The following is an 18,491-nucleotide window of genomic DNA, read 5'->3' as shown; positions in this document are numbered from 1 at the left end:
TGAAATTCAGATACTTTTTTTATATAAATTAAGTTTTACATGCATTGTTGTTATAAGTAATTTTCATGGGAGATTCACAAGACCTACACCAAATAGAATTAAAGGATTTAATCAAAGCTTATCAGTCCGATAGTAATACCGCCCTTTTAATCAATAACCTCAAAAAAGAAAGTAGCACCACCTACCTTAAAGGACTTTGTGGCAGTTTAGATGCTATTATTGCTTCCTCTATTTATTCTAAATTAAAAGGCTGTCATGTCTTTGTGATGCACAACGTGGAAGAGGCTTTGTATTTTTTCAATGACCTCCAAAACCTTCTCCCGAATGCAGATGTACTCTACTTTCCCTCTTCCTACAAAAAGCCTTTTGAGTTTACAAATGTAGAAAATGCGAATGTTCTCCAGAGAGCAGAAACACTCAGTTCATTAAATGAGATTAAGAATAAGGGTGCATTACTCGTCACGCATCCTGATGCTTTAACTGAAAAAGTAATCAATAAAAAATCTTTAGTTGAGAATACTTATGTCGCTAGAATAGGTGAGGAAATTGATCAAGGATTCATTAGGGAACTACTGATCGAATATGGTTTTGAACCTTCTGAGTTTGTATATGAAGCAGGGCAATTTGCGATTAGAGGTGGAATTATAGATATCTATTCTTATGCTAATGAACTCCCATTTAGAATAGAGTTGTTTGGAGATGAGATTGAAAGTATACGTACATTCGATCCAATCACTCAATTATCACAAGAAAATAAAGAACACGCTCCTATTGTTCCAAACGTACATAATAAACTTATGCAAGAAGTAAGAGAATCTATGCTTGATTTCTTACCTAATGCTACTGTTTGGATCAAAGATTATGAATTACTTACTGACACCATTGATCAGTATTTTGAAAAAGCAACTGAGAAATTTGAAGATATTCTCAAGGTTAGTGGTGGTACTCATATCATTAATAAACCAGAAGAAATTTTTGAAACCAAAAAAGGTTTCGTTCAACTTCTCAATAAATCTCACAGGGTCCTTTTCGGGAATAAAAAGGGAGTCCGAAATGCTGAAACGATACTTTTTGAAAGTAAACCTCAACCTTCATTCAATAAGAATTTCCACTTATTGGGAGAAACTTTAGAAAAACAACAACATGAAGGTATTCGGAATATCATCATCTCTGACCTTCCTAAACAATTGGAAAGACTTCAAACAATTTTTGAAGAAATAAAACCTGATCTTTTTGTACAGGAATTAAACTTAGGTTTAAGAGGTGGCTTTATTGATAAGCAAATGAACATTGCTTGCTTTACAGACCATCAAATTTTTGAGCGCTTCCATGCTCCCAAAGGAAAACAGAAGTACTCCAAAACAAAATCCATGACGCTGAAAGAGCTTCGTGAATTAAAAGCAGGTGATTTTGTGACACACATGGATCATGGTGTGGGGCGCTTTGGAGGAATGGAAAAAGTGGAAGTCAACGGTAAAATGCAGGAAAGCATCCGTTTGATTTATAGAGATAATGATCTACTCTATTTGAGTTTACATGCTCTTCATAAAATTTCAAAATACTCTGGACAAGAAGGCAGACAACCGACCATTAGCAAACTAGGATCTCCTGAATGGGAAAATAAAAAGAAAAAAGCGAAAAAGAGAGTCAAAGATATTGCTAGTGAATTGATTCAACTTTATGCTAAAAGAAGAGAATCGAAAGGTTATCAATTTGATAAAGATGGATACTTACAGGCTGAATTAGAATCTTCTTTCCTATTTGAAGATACCCCAGATCAGGCAAAAGCCACCCAAGAAGTAAAAGAAGATATGGAAAAACCATATCCAATGGATCGATTAGTGTGTGGTGATGTAGGTTTTGGTAAGACAGAGGTAGCCGTAAGAGCTGCATTCAAAGCAGTATGTGATAGTAAACAGGTAGTGATATTAGTACCGACCACTATTCTGGCTATGCAACATTATAAAACTTTCTTAAATAGAATTGGTGATTTACCATGTACAGTAGATTACATCAATCGTTTTAGAACTCCTAAGCAGATTAAAGAGATTCTGAAAAAAGTAAAGGAAGGGAAAATTGACATATTAATAGGTACACATAGAATCACAAGTAAAGATGTAGAATTTAAAGATCTTGGCTTGATGATTATTGACGAGGAGCAAAAGTTTGGGGTAAAGACCAAAGAGAAGCTAAAAGAAATGAGAGTGAACGTAGATGCCTTGACACTTACGGCCACACCAATCCCAAGAACTTTACACTTTTCGTTACTAGGAGCAAGAGACCTTTCAGTGATCGAAACTCCACCTCCCAACCGTCAACCTGTAACGACACAAATTTCAACCTTAAATGATGAGGTGATTCGTGATGCCATACATCACGAACTATTAAGAGGTGGACAAGCTTTCTTTGTTCACAATAGAGTGGCAGATATTGAGCACTTCGCCAATAAAATCATGACGTTAGTTCCAGATGCAAAGGTGACCTATGCACATGGACAAATGGATGGACCGCAATTGGAAAAAATCATGCTCCGCTTTATCCAGGGAGAATACGATGTTTTAATTTCCACCAACATCATTGAATCTGGACTAGACATCCCAAATGCCAATACTATTATTGTCAATCAAGCTCATATGTTTGGACTATCTGATTTACACCAAATGAGAGGACGTGTGGGAAGATCCAACAAAAAAGCATACTGTTACTTATTAACGCCTCCAACTATAGCTTTGACCTCTGACTCTAGAAAACGCCTTTCTACTCTAGAAGAGTTTTCAGATTTGGGTGATGGATTTAAAGTAGCAATGCGTGATTTGGACATTAGGGGAGCTGGCGACTTATTAGGTGGTGAACAATCTGGTTTTATTAATGACTTAGGGTTTGACACATTCAATCAAATATTAGAAGAAGCTGTACAAGAAATCAAACAAACAGAATTTGCTAATTTATTTAAAGAAGAGCTTGAGAAACAAACCATCAATGTCAAAACTGTAATAGAAACTGACTTTGAAATATTAATTCCTGATACCTACGTTTCTAATATTTCTGAAAGACTCAATTTATATATGAGGGCCGATAAATTGAAAAATGAGAAAGAAATGGAAAAGTTTGTTCAAAGTTTAAAAGATCGATTTGGTCCAATTCCGTCTCCTGTTGAAGATTTATTAAAGACCGTAAGAATGCGCTGGGTCGCTCAAAAAATTGGAATGGAGAAGCTAATTCTTAAAAACGAGTCTCTAAAAGCCTATTTATTAGAGCACACACATGCTGCTTACTATCAATCTGATGAGTTTGGAAAAATTTTGATGTATGTTCAAACACACCCTAAAATTTGTCAAATAAAAGAGACAAAAAAGCGCTTAATCCTTAATATTGAAGAAGTTAACGACTTAAACAAGGCTATTGAGGTACTCGATAACCTAAGAAAATAAAGACTTTATTTTTAAAAATATTCACAACTTCGACTTTTGGGTACAATTATTGAATAAATGTATTTCGTTGCGGTTTCATTATGGGAATGAAACACATTTTTTGAAAATTAGTATGTGCCGTACTGGGTACATTGAAAAAATAGAGATCTGAATATCATGAGCAAAAGGAATCTGCTTTATTTGGCTGCGGTACTACTAACCGGTTTATTAGTTACTAGCTGCGCCAAAAATTCAAAGCCTGACGCAACTAACCCTGGAGGATACGATACAATGACAGGGTTGGAATATAACGGTAAAGACGACAATAGTTTTTCGGTTAGAGACTATAGTGGAATGCCAGAAGTTCCAAACATGAAATACATCGAGGGTGGTCGTTTTGTATTAGGTTCATACGAAGAGGATTTAATGAAATCTCGTGACAATATCGAACGTACGGTTTCAGTAGCTTCTTTCTGGATGGACGAAACAGAAGTTGCCAACCTTAACTGGTTACTTTACTTACACCATGTAAGTACTGACTCATCAGTTTCTGGTATTTCTTTAGAAGAGGCATTGCCTGATACAACTGTTTGGGCTGAGCAATTAGCATTTAATGATCAATACGTTGATCACTACTTACGTTACCCTGGTTTCCGTTATCACCCTGTAGTAGGTATCACATGGACACAAGCTCAAAACTATTGTGCATGGAGAACTACAGTAGTAAATAAGAACTTAGCAATGATGGATGGTACTGACGAAGAAGCTGAAGCAGCTGAAAACGGTGAGTCTATTCCATTAGAATCAGGTGTTGTACTTCCTGCTTTCCGTTTACCAACTGAAGCAGAATGGGATTACGCATCACAAGCCTTAATTGGTTTACAAGATATCGACGAAAACTACTCTGAACGTCGTATTTATCCATGGTCAGGTCACTCGGTAAGAAACCCTTATGGTGAGTCAATGGGTGATATGATGGCCAACTTCAAACGTGGTCGTGGTGACTATGCTGGTATCGGTGGTAAACTGAATGACGCAGCAATGGTTACGACTTGGGTATATGACAACCCTCCAAATGACTTCGGTCTTTATAACATGGGTGGTAACGTATCAGAATGGGTAGAAGATATCTACCGTCCTTTATCATATGCAGATATGGATGACTTAAACCCAGTTCGTAAAAACGATTACTTAGATGGTCCTAACCAAGGTTACAACTACCAATCATACGGTTATGTTCGTCAATATGATTCATTCATCTCTAACTCGATCCGTGTTTACAAAGGCGGTTCTTGGAAAGATGTTGCTTACTGGATGGCTGCAGGTACTCGTCGTTTCTTAGATCAAGATTCAGCAACTGCAACAATTGGTTTCCGTTGTGCGATGATTAACCCAGGTGAAAATTAAAAATAACTCCTAATTAAGGAGAAAGAAATACAGCAAAAAGGCCTTCAATTTCGTTACCGAAATTGAAGGCCTTTTTATGTTTCAAACTTTACATATAACACTTCAAATTAATGTAAGAATATAAACACTCTGTATTGAAAAACGCCCTTCAAAATAAGCTCATAAGTTTTAATAATTTATTTTGAGTAGGTACTTAAAAAGCGTATTTTCGCATTCTATACTCTTCTTAAAAATGTATACTTTTTACTTTTAAAGAAGCTTGTCAAGCATTTTCAAAAATGCTTTTTTAAAGACCCTTTTGCATCGTAATTAATACTATGGTGAATATCACAAACAAAATTGCTCAAGCCTTGAGCATATCAGAAAAGCAAGTAAGAGACACCCTTGCTTTATTGGATGAAGGAGCTACTGTACCTTTCATTTCTCGATATAGAAAAGAAGTTACAGGTAGTTTGGATGAAGTTCAGGTTGCTGACATCAGAGATAAGGCATTACAACTTAGAGAACTTGATAAAAGAAGAGAAAGTATCCTTAAGAGTATTGAAGATCAGGGTAAATTAACGGATGAACTAAAAGATAAAATTCTTGCAGCTGAAACAATGTCTGTATTGGAGGATATTTATCTTCCATATAAACCGAAAAGAAAAACAAAAGCAAGTATCGCTAAAGAAAGAGGCTTAGAGCCTTTAGCAGATATTCTACTTTCGCCAGACTTATCTACAGATATTGAAGCGGAAGCAGCTAAATTTGTAGACCCTGAAAAAGAGGTTGGAGATATTGAGAAAGCACTTGCTGGTGCTAGAGATATTATTGCTGAGAAAGTAAATGAAGATGCAGAAACTCGTGCTGAAATGCGTGAGCTTTTCATGAGTAAAGGTACTTTCAAAGCTAAAGTAATTCCAGGTAAAGAAGAAGAAGGTGCCAAATATAAAGACTATTTCGATTGGAATGAGTCATTAAAAGGTGCTCCTTCACACCGTGTACTTGCTATGAGAAGAGCAGAAAAAGAAATGATCATTTCATTAGACTGTTCTCCTGAAGAGGAAGATGCATTATTCTTAATGGAAGACATTCACGTAGATCAAAGAACTCCTAGTGCAGCGCAAATCCAAATGGCGGTAAAAGATGCTTACAAACGTCTTCTGAAACCTTCAATGGAAACGGAATCACGTTTAGTTTCTAAAAAAGATGCAGACGAAGAAGCAATTGGTGTATTTGCTGAAAACTTAAGACAATTATTATTGTCAGCTCCTCTTGGACAAAAAAGAGTTTTAGCACTTGACCCAGGGTTCAGAACAGGTTGTAAGTTAGTTTGCTTAGATAGACAAGGTAAACTTTTAGAAAATACAGCCATCTTCCCTAACGAGCCACAAAGAAAAGTAGCTGAATCTGGTTCTATTGTAAAAAGATTATGTGAGAAACACGATATTGAGGCGATTGCGATCGGTAATGGTACTGCAAGTCGTGAAACAGAGTCTTTTGTTAGAAACCTTGGACTTTCGGGTGTTGAGATCGTTGTTGTGAATGAAAGTGGTGCTTCTATTTACTCTGCTTCTGAAACAGCAAGAAATGAATTCCCTGATCTTGATCTTACAGTAAGAGGTGCGGTTTCTATTGGTCGTAGACTAATGGATCCATTAGCGGAATTGGTAAAAATTGATCCTAAATCAATTGGTGTTGGCCAATATCAGCACGACGTTGACCAATCTGCATTGAAGCAAAGTTTGGATGATGTAGTAATGAGTTGTGTGAACGCAGTAGGCGTGGAAGTGAATACAGCAAGTAAAGAATTACTTTCATACGTTTCTGGTTTAGGACCAAGCATTGCTCAAAATATCGTTGATTTCAGAAATGAAAACGGAGCCTTTACAAATAGAGCTCAGTTGAAAAAAGTACCTCGTCTTGGACCAAAAGCTTACGAACAGTGTGCAGGTTTCTTAAGAATCAGAGATGCTAAAAATCCATTGGATGCTAGTGCCGTTCACCCAGAAAGTTACAGTATTGTAAAACAGATGGCAGATGATCTAGGGGTTACCATCAATGAGTTGATGTCCAATGAAAACCTTCACAAACAAATCAAGTTAGATAATTATGTGACGGAAAATGTGGGTATCCCTACACTTACTGATATTTTAAAAGAGTTAGCAAAACCAGGACGTGACCCTCGTGAAAAATTTGAGGCCTTCCAATTTGCTGACGGTGTAGAAAAAATCACGGACCTTACAGTAGGAATGAAGTTACCTGGTATTGTTACAAACATCACGAATTTCGGTGCGTTTGTAGATATTGGAGTACACCAAGATGGTTTGGTTCACCTAAGTCAAATGGCTGACCGCTATATCTCTGATCCAAATGAGGTCGTAAAAGTACATCAAAAAGTACAAGTGGTAGTGACGGATGTCGATATTTCTAGAAACAGAATTGCTTTATCAATGAAAAGCGGTGATGGTGTTGGAAATTCACAAGGACGATCACAAAACAGAGGGAAATCAAATACAAATAGAAGACCTTCTAACCAAAACAACAGTAACAGAAGAAGCAATAATAACGATAACGACGACAACTTATCAATGCAAGATAAATTGGCAATGTTGAAAAATCGTTTTAAATAAAACTAATCCCCTACTTTCAGCAATTGGAAGTAGGGGAATTCTCTTTGTCATAGAAAAGCTTCAAATTGAGCTGTAAGACAAAACTATCTATTACTAAATTTCTTAGAAGCCCATTTCGCAAACGATAGGTTTCACATTATTCCAACACAAAAATTAAAAAGTCAAATGATTACATATAAAGAAAAGGTTGAAGAGTGTGTTCAAAAAGTACAAACTCTTTGTGATGGATTTCAGCCTGAAGTAGGAATTGTATTGGGTACTGGTCTTGGCGGACTTGTAGAGGAATTGGATATCAAATATGATTTGTCGTATGAAAAACTTCCTCACTTTCCTTTATCTACTGTAGAGTCTCATAAAGGACGCTTAATTTTCGGTTATTTAAATGGAAGAAAAGTGGTAGCGATGCAGGGAAGATTCCATTTTTATGAAGGATATGACATGAAAGAAGTTACTTTTCCTATTCGTGTTTTAAAACTTCTAGGTGTCTCTGCTTTAATTATTTCTAATGCGGCAGGTGGTATCAACCCTAACTTCCAAAAAAGTGATTTGATGATCATCAACGATCACATCAACTTGATGTTTGGAAATCCATTGATTGGTAAAAATGTAGACGAGTGGGGTGATCGCTTCCCAGATATGTTTGAACCTTACAGCAATGACCTTATTGAGAAAGCAAAAGAAGTGGTCAAAGAACACAACTTACCAGTTCATGAAGGAGTATATGCCTCAGTAACAGGCCCCAACCTTGAAACAAAAGCAGAATACAAATACTTAGGGATTATAGGAGCTGACGTTGTAGGAATGTCAACCGTACCTGAAGTCATTGTTGCAGTACAAATGAAACTTCCTGTTTTTGCTGTTTCAGTAGTCACTGATTTATGCTACGAAGGAGCACTTCAACCTGTCGATTTACCCGAAATTTTGAAAAATGCCAGTAATGCTGAACCTCATCTTTCAAAATTAATTGGCGGTTTATTGACAAAAATCATATAAAAATGTTAAATTAATAAAAATAAGCACGTAATTTGCATATTTAAATCCATAATTTAATCGGAACAACCTTCTTACTACTGAAAGAATAGTAGAATATGAACAAAGCACTATCAGCACTATTACCTATAGACCTAACGTATATTGACGATGCCATTATGCGTTATTCTCTAACTGCCGCACCTGTATTTTTAGTACAGAAAGTTATCCTTATGCATGTCATAAGAGACGGTTCAGCGAAAGAAGAAGTAGAGTACAAAGGAAAACTTGTGACTAAGAAAGACATGGTCTTGCAAAAAATGCAGGAGCTTGTTGATAAATTCAGTGAGTTAAATGACAGAAACATCGAATTTGTATTCCAAGTTTCTGAATCAAGCGATCCAACATCGAAGATTTTAAAAGCCATTCAAAAAAACAAGGTAGACCTTGTTATCGCTGGTAAGAAAAATATCGCTGAAGGAAGCGGTACAATTGCACGTCTTTTGACAAGATATGCTTATTGTACTGTATTGACTGTTTCGGAAAACCCTCAAGTACCAATTAAAAAAGCCATCGTTCCAATTGATTTTTCTGAGATGTCTAAAATGGCTATGAAAAATGCTATTCAGATTGCCAATAGAAATCATATGGAATTGACCATACTTCATGTATACGCCCTGCCAACAGGATATACAGCTTCCGGAAAAACACCAGAAGAGTATGCTCAGGTATTACTACAACATGCTGAAAAAAGATGTAAAAACTTCTTGAAGCAGTTTGATTTTGGAGACATCGACTACAAAACAAGGTTACACTTTGACATCTATGGAAACAATGAAGCTAAAATCATTTCCAACATATCATTAGTAGAAGATGGAGACTTGATTGTCATGGGATCAAGAGGAAGATCGGCCCTAGCTGCTACTTTTATTGGTAGTACAGCCGAAAGCTTATTAAAACAACATACTACAATCTCAACTATGGTCGTTAAAGACAAAGTGAGAAACTTAGGATTGTTCGGAGCTTTATTAGAAATCTAATTTTCCTAAATCAAAAAAACATTTCAAAAGCTCTAAGATCACTCCTGGTTTTAGAGCTTTTTATTGCTATAAATTTTCAACTTAAACACTAAAATGGAAGCACTCTTCACAACTGCTGGATTAATCAGTTTAATCACACTAACATTACTTGAAATCGTCCTCGGTATTGACAACATTATTTTCATCTCTATTGTTAGTGGAAAACTCCCTCAAGAACAACAGGACAAAGCGAGAAGCTTAGGTATCATGATGGCATTAGTTGTTCGTATTGGTTTATTATTTTCTATCTCATGGCTTGTAGGATTGGAAGATCCTCTGATTACTATTCCTTTCTTAGACCTTATTGGTGTAGACGGAGCATTGAGTGGCAGAGACTTGATATTACTTGGCGGCGGATTATTCTTAATCGCCAAAACGACAAGCGAGATTCACGTTCATGTAGAAGGTGAAGACGAGGAAGAAATGCAAGTCAAAAAAGTAAAATCATTTTGGAGCGGAGTAGTTCAAATTGTATTGATTGATATTGTTTTCTCTTTTGATTCAATCTTAACCGCAGTTGGACTTGTAAAAGAATTACCAATTATGATTGCTGCCGTAATTATATCACTTTGCGTAATGTTATTCTTCTCTAAGAAAATTGCCAATTTTGTAGATACTAACCCTACCATTAAAATGCTAGCCCTTTCATTCTTAGTAATGATTGGTTTCCTATTAGTGATCGAGGCATTTGGTGTTCACGTTCCTAAGGGATATGTTTACTTCGCTATGGCTTTCGCATTTGGCGTGGAACTTCTTAATATTAGAAGTAGAAAAAAGAACCCTAAAATCAGTAATGCTGAAAAAGAATCTGTATCAGCTTAATCTTGATATTTATATAAATAATATCCCCATCAAAATTGAGATTCATTTTGATGGGGATTTTTAATTAGAGGACATCTGTTTTATCTGGTTTATTAAAATAAATATTACCATACCAACGTCCTTCTCTTTTCCTTCGATTGTAGCTTGATAATACAAATTCACTTGGTTCTTGAAATTGTTTAAGATTGATAGCCCCTTCAATGACATTAGAATACAACACCTCCTTCTGATTATAAACTTTCAATCTTATTTTTGTTTTGTATTCTCCTTTATAGATCGGTATTGTAAAATAAGCATAAGATAGACCTGGAAGAGGATTATAATGTATACTATTCCCACACCAACTATGTACCCAATATTCTATGGGTTTCCATTCCCCTTCAGGAGTTAAAGCTTCTTGGATAGCCATAATATCTCCATCTTGAGCAGCTATATATTTAATACTATCTGTCAAGTTTGAAATCCACACTCTATATCCTTTAACATGTTCATGCACAGGAGGAGTTAGATGTCTTTTAGGGTAAACTTCTTTACCTGAGGAAAGGATGGGTAATTTAAAGTTATGCCATTTACTCACTTTATAACTGATGATTTTTGTAGTATCAATCGTAATAGAAGGTTGATAAGACATTATTGCCTCAATAGGATCAAATAAGTCATCTTCATTATCATCATACTCTTCATAATGTTTGTCCATGATACTATCCGTGAAATTATTAAACCTTGACCTCATAGAATCATAGGATATCATTCTCTCAAAATTAGAAGATGCCGCTTGCATAATTTCAGTTTCGAAAAAGGGCAAACTATCAATATCATATAGTTCTTTATCCTCTATCTGAGGTGGATCAAAAACATACGCTTTGGGCTTGTTCTGTAATTGACAGTTCCATAATAATAGGCTTAAAAAGAGTAGTGTAATTAATCTGTTCATAGTTTACTTTTCATTTTTTAAATAACGAGCTACTTCTACCATCGTATCTACCCAAATATCTTTCTTGTGCTTTGATAAATACTCAATCAGTTCAATATGTGCAGCATTGGAAACATTCAAACTATGCTCACCACCAACACCATGAAATAGAAATACCACCAATGCGTTTTGCTCTTCCGCCTCTTGGACTAGCTTGATCATCTCCTCCCCTGTTTGTCCATGCATACTGAAACATTTGATATTCTTCATGTCAATGGTCTTGCTTGATTCCAAACCATGAAAAGTTCCTCTTGCCGCTACAAACTCACTTTCTACTTGATCATAGAAAGTTGTTCCATTAATTGTCAAATCACCGCAAGGGTAGGCAAACGTTCTCTCGTCTTTTCCATCAATGGCTTTCAATAAAGTGTTTGTTGTTTTGATTTCATTGACGGCTCTAATAATACTGTAATTACTGAGGTCTCTTTCAGGTATCACCCAATCTCTATTATCAATACTTCCGTCACAAGGGTGTGCTAAAGTATGATTGCCTAATTCATGTCCTTTTTGGGATGCTTTTCGCCACTCCTCCATTCTCTTATTCAGAATTTCGGTATCACCCATTACATAAAATGTCCCATTAAAATGATGCTTATCTAAAACTGGCATTACACTGTCTAAATGTACATTCAAGGCATCGTCATAGGTCAATACAACTGCACATTTTTTCCCATTCCAAGGTGTATCACTTTGGGCATAGATTACATTGATTACAAAAAAGAAAAGAAGAAAGGTAGTAGTTATTTTTCTCATTACTGAAACTAGTTTGCACTAAAAAAAGATTCATTTGTACAGGATTAGTACTTGTTTTAAATTTAGAACATAATCTAACTACTAACAATTCATTAGTGGTAAATTATATCTAATCTAAAGAATATCAACTCAATCTATTAAGTGCTAATAATAAATCTAGTTGGGTACTTGACAGTAAATTATTTCAGATGAAAACCTTAATTATGAGAAAAACTATTCTAGTATTACTCTCGCTAGGAATTGCATTTTGTTCCTACGCTAGTGAAAAACCTGAGAAAAAAACACCTAAGAAACCTAACATCGTCATTTTATGGGGAGATGATATAGGACAATTCAACCTATCATTTTGGAACCGCGGTCAAATGGGGTATATGACACCTAATATTGACCGAATTGCAGAAGAGGGAATTGCTTTTACAGACTATTATGGAGAGCAGTCTTGTACTGCCGGACGCTCCTCTTTCCTGACGGGACAAAATCCTATTCGATCTGGCCTTTCAAAAGTAGGGCTTCCAGGTGCGAATGCAGGTTTTAGACCTGAACACCCTTCTATAGCTTGGCTATTAAAGCGAGAGGGCTATGCTACTGCTCAGTTTGGCAAAAACCACTTTGGTGACCGTGATGAAATGTTGCCTACCAACCATGGTTTTGATGAATTCTTTGGCAACCTATACCATTTAAATGCAGAGGAAGAACCTGAACACCCTGATTATCCTCAAGATGACTGGTTTAAAGATAAATTTGGACCAAGAGGTGTGATCCACTCTTATGCCGACGGCAGAGTTACGGATACGGGTCCATTGACAAAGAAAAGAATGGAAACGGTGGATAGAGAAATCACGGAAAGAGCAATTGAATGGGTAGGTGAAAAAGCGAAAGAAGATGCTCCATTCTTCTTGTGGTACAATACCGTTGGGATGCACTTCCCTACTTACCGTGCAGATGATATCAAAGGTATTTCTGGTCAAGGGGGGGATTCTTTTTATGCGGATGTTATGGTAGATCATGACAGAAATATTGGAAAGATCTTAGCAAAATTGGAGGAATTGGGTGTGATGGAAAATACCATCATTATGTATTCTACAGATAATGGTCCGCATTATAATGAATGGCCTGACGGTGCAGTGACTCCTTACAGATCTGAGAAAAACACCAACTGGGAAGGTGCTTATAGAGTGCCTTGTCATGTGATGTGGAAAGGTACTATTCCTGAAGGGAAAATACTTACTGGTATTGTTTCTCATCAAGATTGGTTGCCGACGGTGATGGCTGCCGTTGGAGTAACGGATATCAAAGCTCAATTAGAAAAGGGGATTGATTATGCAAACAGGAAAGTACAAACGACGATTGACGGCTTCAATATGCTTCCCTATTTCAAAGGAGAAGCAGAAGAGAGTCCAAGACGTAACTTTATTTATACTTCAGATGATGGTGATGTGACGGCAGTCAGAATGGATGATTGGAAAGTGGTATTTATGGAACAAAGAGCACGCACCATGCAAGTATGGGCAGAGCCATTTGTCCCACTTCGTTTACCAAAAATCTTTAATATCAGAAGAGACCCTTATGAAAGAGCGGACACTGACTCTAACTCTTATTGGGCTTGGCTGGCAAAACGTGCTCCATATATCTACAAAGCGGGTGCTACTGTGGGTGAATTTATCCAATCGCTTTATAAATATCCTCAAATAGAAAAAATTGATTCCTTCTCCATTGATGGTGCTATGGACGATTTTAAAAGGTGGAATGAAGAAAGATTGAAATCGAAACAGTAATACTACGTTTTAAGCAGTTATACATTTAAAATTGAGTTTTGATTGTATAACTGCTTAGTATTAACTTGCGGCTTCATTTGGCATTAGGTCAGATGAAGCCTTTTTTATTAATTCACATACCCCTATGCAAAAGGAACAGTTTTTATATATCATCAAATACAATTCAAATGAGATCTCCATGTGTGAACTTGAGACAAAAATACTTTTTGATCAAGCACTCCAAGGCAATCATTTCTTCTCTGATGTAAAAATTGAACCAGACAGCAGTGCTTTTATCAAGAAAAGAATTGACATTCTCTTTGCTACTGAAAATTATGATGAATTACTGGAAAGCATTAAGGCGAAAGAAATATGTGCTGAAGGCTTCAAATTGGAATATGAAAAACTGAAAGGGGACGAAATTGGCTACAAACCTCGTTTAAATAAACTTCGCGATATTGGTTATATCATCACGGGAGAGCCTGATTATTACAACCCAACTGTGACTTATGCTTTATGTAATTTTGAAGGGGTATGGTATTTTGGTGAATCGATCAGAGATGATGCTGAATGGCAAAAACACAATGATAAACCCTGTTCTTTCAGTAATTCATTGAGTATGAATACAGCCAAAACATTGGTCAATATTGCTTCTAAAGGAAATAAAGAAAAACGATTGATTGATACGTGTTGCGGTGTAGGAACAGTAATGTTAGAAGGGTGTTATGCAGGTTTTAATATTGAAGGATGTGATATCAACTGGAAGGCCTACAATCATACCACAAAAAACTTAGAGCATTATGGTTATTCGGCAAAAGTCTATAATGAAGACATCAAAGACATTACTCAAAAATATGATGCGGCGATTATCGACTTACCCTACAATCTATACTCAGTTTCAAGTGATGAAATTGTAGAAAACATCATTGCATCTGCCTCAAAAATTGCCTCAAGATTGGTGATTGTTTCTATCTCTGATATTAAAGTGATTATTGAAAAATATAACCTTGAAATGGTGGATTTCTGTACTGTTGATAAAGTAGGGAAAGTGAAGTTTACTAGAAATATTTGGGTATGTCAATTAAAAGCTAAATTATAATTCTCTTTCCAATAGATATTTTCACTTTTCTATGAAACAGTTCATTTCTTCTCTAAAAAATGATAATTTATACTTTTGATTATCAATTAAATATCAATCTACTCAAATACTATGAAAGAAAGAGAAGTCATCAGAAATGGAGAAGGAGAAAACTACAACTATTCACAAGATCACTGCTTTGTGAAACTCTCGTCTAACCACACTAACGGGGAACTCAGTTTTGTAGAAGACACTCTGAAACCAGGCTTTTTCCTTGCACGTCACCACCATAAAATCATGACTGAGATATTCTATATTCTTGAAGGAGAAGTAGAATTAATTTTTGATGATGAAACGGTAATTGGCAAGCCCGGAGATACCATCACGGTGCCTCCAAATGTATGGCATGCGGCAAAATGCGTGGAGGGTGGAAAAATGCTCACTATCTTCAAAAATGGTCAGTTTGATTTATACCTCGAGAAACTTTCTAAACTCACCGATGCCGATTTTGAAGATGCTGAATTGATGAAATCTATTTCAGCTGAATTTGATATTTATGAGGAATAATCCTCATTTATTATACATAAAATGGAAAGTCAATCTAGCCTTAGGTTGGCTTTTTGTTTGATCCTACATTAGTTGCAATCAGTAAACCATAGCATTAACATTACTGTTTTTTCCTTTATAGCTATCACACAAAACCTGCAATAAAGTTGCGTTTACATTCAATTGGATTTATTTTGCGACACTATCGCACTTAAAAACTTTAAACTTATGAATAGGAAACTACCTGTAACTGTTTTGAGCGGATTTCTCGGAGCTGGAAAAACTACTCTTCTCAATCATATTCTATACAACAAAGAAGGACTGAAAGTGGCCGTCATTGTCAATGATATGAGTGAAGTAAACGTTGATGCGGAGCTAGTCAAAAACGAAAACACTTTATCTCGCACTGAAGAGAAATTAGTGGAGATGAGCAACGGTTGTATCTGTTGTACGCTACGTGAAGACTTGATGGTAGAGGTAGAACGACTCGCAAAGGAAGAACGTTTTGATTACCTACTGATTGAAAGTACTGGTATCAGTGAACCCGTTCCAGTAGCTCAGACTTTTTCATTTGTGGATGAAGAAAATGGAATCGATTTATCAAAGTTCAGTTATATCGATACGATGGTGACGGTGATTGATGCCTTCAATTTCTTTAAGGATTTTGGTAGTCCAGAACGATTGGTGGATAGAGAATTGACAGATATTGATGGAGATTATAGAACGATAGTCAACCTTTTAACGGATCACGTAGAATTTGCTAATGTAATCATCCTAAATAAAACTGATCTTGTCACTGAGGAGCACTTGGGTGTTTTAAGAGCGGCTATTCATAAGTTAAATCCATCGGCTAAAATTATTGAGTCGTCTTACAGTAAGGTCGATCCTCCTAAAATTTTGAATACTGGGTTATTTAATTTTGAGGAAGCAGAGCAAAGTGAAGGTTGGATTGAAGAACTCAATAAAGAGGAACACACACCTGAAACAGAAGAGTATGGAATTTCTTCTTTTGTTTATCGTAATGAAAAACCTTTTGACCCAGAACGATTTTGGTTTTACGTTCAATATGAGTTCCCAAGTACTGTGATCCGTAGTAAAGGATTGTTTTGGCTGGCTTCACGTCCTGAGCAGGCATTAGTTTGGAGTCAGGCTGGAGGTTCGTTAAAAGCGGATAGTGCTGGTGTGTGGTGGAGTAGTATGCATCACAAAAAGCGACTTCAATACTTGGCTTTTATTGAAAATCAAGAAACAATTGAAGCGGGTTGGGATGAGGTGTATGGCGATCGAAAAAATGAATTGGTCATCATTGGACAAGACATGGATGAGGCACAAATCATCAAAGACCTTGATGAGTGTATTGCTACTGAGGATGAACTAAAAACACTCCGTTGGAAATTAGGGTATGAAGACAATTGGCCTGTAGAGAGGTCTTATGCTTTTGAGTAAAATATTTTTCACCTATGTATAAAAAATACCTACACTAAACTATTTGTTCGGTGTAGGTATTTTTATGTTGAAAAGTACTTGTTATTTCAATTTGAAATTAACGATCACCGGATTATGATCAGATACTAATTCATTGTCAGTTTTGATGATTTTAGTATGAATATCCTTTTCATTGGCTATGTTTGATGAAAATAGAATATGGTCGATTTGCTCCGGTTCTCCCTTATAATTATAGGTCCATCGCACATCAAAATCCTTGAAATATTCTGATCTTCCTGTTTGAATCAATTCCTCATAGATATCATCAAACCCTCTGACTCTATAGACTGACGGGCTCTTTTTCTCAGCATTTAAGTCTCCTGTTACAATTACTCTTCTGCCAAGATTGAGCTGTTTTATGATCGCTCTTCGAGCAATACTCGCCTGAGCAATTCTCTTGGCATCGCTCTCAAACCCACCTCTTTCACTTTTGAAATGAAGAACAAAAATATCAACCTCTTTCCCTTCAATCGTAGCGGTTACTTTCATTCCTTTACTTATCCCCGTTTGTCCTTCAGCGTCTCCATCGAGTTCTTCAAGGTAAATTGAAGTTCCTTCAATCTCATACCAAGTATCTTTTAAAGGGTATTTTGACAAAACAGCCACATGTTGCCCTGTAAAAGTATCTTTGCTATCACAAACTTCCCAGTAATCGTAAGTGACTTCTATTTTCTTTAATTCATCTACAAGAACTTCCAAGTCTTCACGAGTACCTACCTCAGTAAGGGTAATAATATCTGCATTAATCTTCTTGATCATTTCTGCGACATTTGCAGACGCTTCTTGAAGCTTTTCAGACCTATTTTCTTCCTTATCCCAAAATTTCTGTTCCTTTTTAGAAGCATATTTCATATCATAAGGTAAGCCAAATTTGAGCTGTACTTTCTTCTTATTTAGAAACTCTGCATTGAAAGTTGCTATTGTTACTTCTTGTGCAAACAGCGAACTAAAAGCCGTGAAAAATAGAAGAAAGAATAATTGAATTTGTTTCATTATTAGTTTTATTTTCGATTAGACTCGCAAGTAAACCAAAAATAGGAAAACGGTATCATTTATTATCAGCTTTTATAATATCATCCGCAATTGCCATGTGATGTTTGGTATGGATCATTAGAAACTTTATTGCCTGTTTCTTTTTTAAATCTCCAAAATAAGGATGTTTAAAATATTTATCTTTTTCAAGAGTGCTTAGATCTGCCATCTTTTGTTTCGTCACTATTAAATCAGCTCTTAGAGAGGCTTCATCATATTTCTCCGGCCTTACCATTTTTGGAGACTTTCCTTTTCCTCTTGGAATTTTATTCATACCAAAAACAATCAATCGAGGTAATTTAAATGACCATTTATATTTTTGGGGATCGGACTTTTTCATAGCTTCAATAACACTATCCAACACTAATAAGCTATGTTTTATATGCCAGCCAACATTAGCCTCAGAAATAGAGGATTGAAGAAGGTAATGATTTTCTATTTTGGATTCAATATCTGTAAGTAAGGCTTCTATTTCTTTCATAGTTCAAGATTTGTAGGAATAAATTTAAATACAATGTAAACTAAGTTTTTCTTCAACTTTTAATCAACCTTTCTACAAGCATTTATAGGA

Annotated in this window: 14 protein-coding genes; 10 read left to right on the top strand and 4 right to left on the bottom strand. The window is 35.9% G+C overall.

Annotated elements, in window-relative coordinates; genetic code table 11:
• Nucleotides 1-65 precede the first annotated feature (65 nt).
• From mfd to PL77_RS16635, 6 genes are all read left to right on the top strand, one after another.
• Nucleotides 66-3,431: a transcription-repair coupling factor gene (gene mfd, locus PL77_RS16660; protein ID WP_082026594.1), complete on the top strand. Its 3,366-nt coding sequence runs from the start codon at nt 66-68 to the stop codon at nt 3,429-3,431.
• A 156-nt stretch (nt 3,432-3,587) separates the two neighbouring features.
• Entirely contained in the window at nt 3,588-4,817 is a 1,230-nt protein-coding gene (gene gldJ, locus PL77_RS16655; RefSeq protein WP_044207681.1) for a gliding motility lipoprotein GldJ, read from the top strand.
• A 317-nt stretch (nt 4,818-5,134) separates the two neighbouring features.
• Nucleotides 5,135-7,429 (top strand): Tex family protein, encoded by a 2,295-nt coding sequence (locus PL77_RS16650; protein WP_052444493.1) that lies wholly within the window; start codon nt 5,135-5,137, stop codon nt 7,427-7,429.
• A 165-nt stretch (nt 7,430-7,594) separates the two neighbouring features.
• On the top strand, nt 7,595-8,422 hold the full coding sequence (locus tag PL77_RS16645; RefSeq protein WP_044207678.1) for a purine-nucleoside phosphorylase: 828 nt from the start codon (nt 7,595-7,597) through the stop codon (nt 8,420-8,422).
• A 95-nt stretch (nt 8,423-8,517) separates the two neighbouring features.
• Complete coding sequence (locus tag PL77_RS16640) at nt 8,518-9,438, top strand: universal stress protein (protein WP_044207677.1); 921 nt, start codon at nt 8,518-8,520, stop codon at nt 9,436-9,438.
• A gap of 93 nt (nt 9,439-9,531) precedes the next feature.
• Complete coding sequence (locus PL77_RS16635; RefSeq protein WP_044207674.1) at nt 9,532-10,299, top strand: TerC family protein; 768 nt, start codon at nt 9,532-9,534, stop codon at nt 10,297-10,299.
• Between the two features lie 64 nt (nt 10,300-10,363).
• Here the strand turns inward: PL77_RS16635 and PL77_RS16630 are convergent, their stop codons facing one another.
• Together PL77_RS16630 and PL77_RS16625 are read right to left on the bottom strand one after the other, a co-directional pair.
• Nucleotides 10,364-11,233 (bottom strand): hypothetical protein, encoded by an 870-nt coding sequence (locus PL77_RS16630; RefSeq protein WP_044207672.1) that lies wholly within the window; start codon nt 11,231-11,233, stop codon nt 10,364-10,366.
• A 3-nt stretch (nt 11,234-11,236) separates the two neighbouring features.
• Entirely contained in the window at nt 11,237-12,025 is a 789-nt protein-coding gene (locus PL77_RS16625) for a polysaccharide deacetylase family protein (RefSeq protein ID WP_044207669.1), read from the bottom strand.
• Between the two features lie 188 nt (nt 12,026-12,213).
• On the opposite strand from PL77_RS16625, the gene PL77_RS16620 reads away from it, so the two are divergent.
• From PL77_RS16620 to PL77_RS16605, 4 genes are all read left to right on the top strand, one after another.
• Entirely contained in the window at nt 12,214-13,800 is a 1,587-nt protein-coding gene (locus tag PL77_RS16620; RefSeq protein ID WP_082026593.1) for an arylsulfatase, read from the top strand.
• A gap of 124 nt (nt 13,801-13,924) precedes the next feature.
• The gene (locus tag PL77_RS16615) at nt 13,925-14,878 is read left to right on the top strand and encodes a methyltransferase (RefSeq protein WP_044207667.1); all 954 of its coding nucleotides are present in this window, start codon (nt 13,925-13,927) and stop codon (nt 14,876-14,878) included.
• Nucleotides 14,879-14,989: 111 nt separating this feature from the next.
• The gene (locus PL77_RS16610; RefSeq protein WP_044207664.1) at nt 14,990-15,424 is read left to right on the top strand and encodes a cupin domain-containing protein; all 435 of its coding nucleotides are present in this window, start codon (nt 14,990-14,992) and stop codon (nt 15,422-15,424) included.
• Between the two features lie 207 nt (nt 15,425-15,631).
• On the top strand, nt 15,632-16,849 hold the full coding sequence (locus tag PL77_RS16605; protein ID WP_044207661.1) for a GTP-binding protein: 1,218 nt from the start codon (nt 15,632-15,634) through the stop codon (nt 16,847-16,849).
• An 81-nt stretch (nt 16,850-16,930) separates the two neighbouring features.
• On the opposite strand, the gene PL77_RS16600 is transcribed toward PL77_RS16605, so the two are convergent.
• Together PL77_RS16600 and PL77_RS16595 are read right to left on the bottom strand one after the other, a co-directional pair.
• On the bottom strand, nt 16,931-17,881 hold the full coding sequence (locus tag PL77_RS16600) for an endonuclease/exonuclease/phosphatase family protein (RefSeq protein WP_044207659.1): 951 nt from the start codon (nt 17,879-17,881) through the stop codon (nt 16,931-16,933).
• A gap of 55 nt (nt 17,882-17,936) precedes the next feature.
• Nucleotides 17,937-18,401: a hypothetical protein gene (locus PL77_RS16595; RefSeq protein ID WP_044207657.1), complete on the bottom strand. Its 465-nt coding sequence runs from the start codon at nt 18,399-18,401 to the stop codon at nt 17,937-17,939.
• Nucleotides 18,402-18,491 lie beyond the last annotated feature (90 nt).

Source organism: Flammeovirga sp. OC4 (assembly GCF_000812565.1).
Classification (GTDB): domain Bacteria; phylum Bacteroidota; class Bacteroidia; order Cytophagales; family Flammeovirgaceae; genus Flammeovirga.
This window is presented reverse-complemented; position numbering and strand designations above follow the sequence as displayed.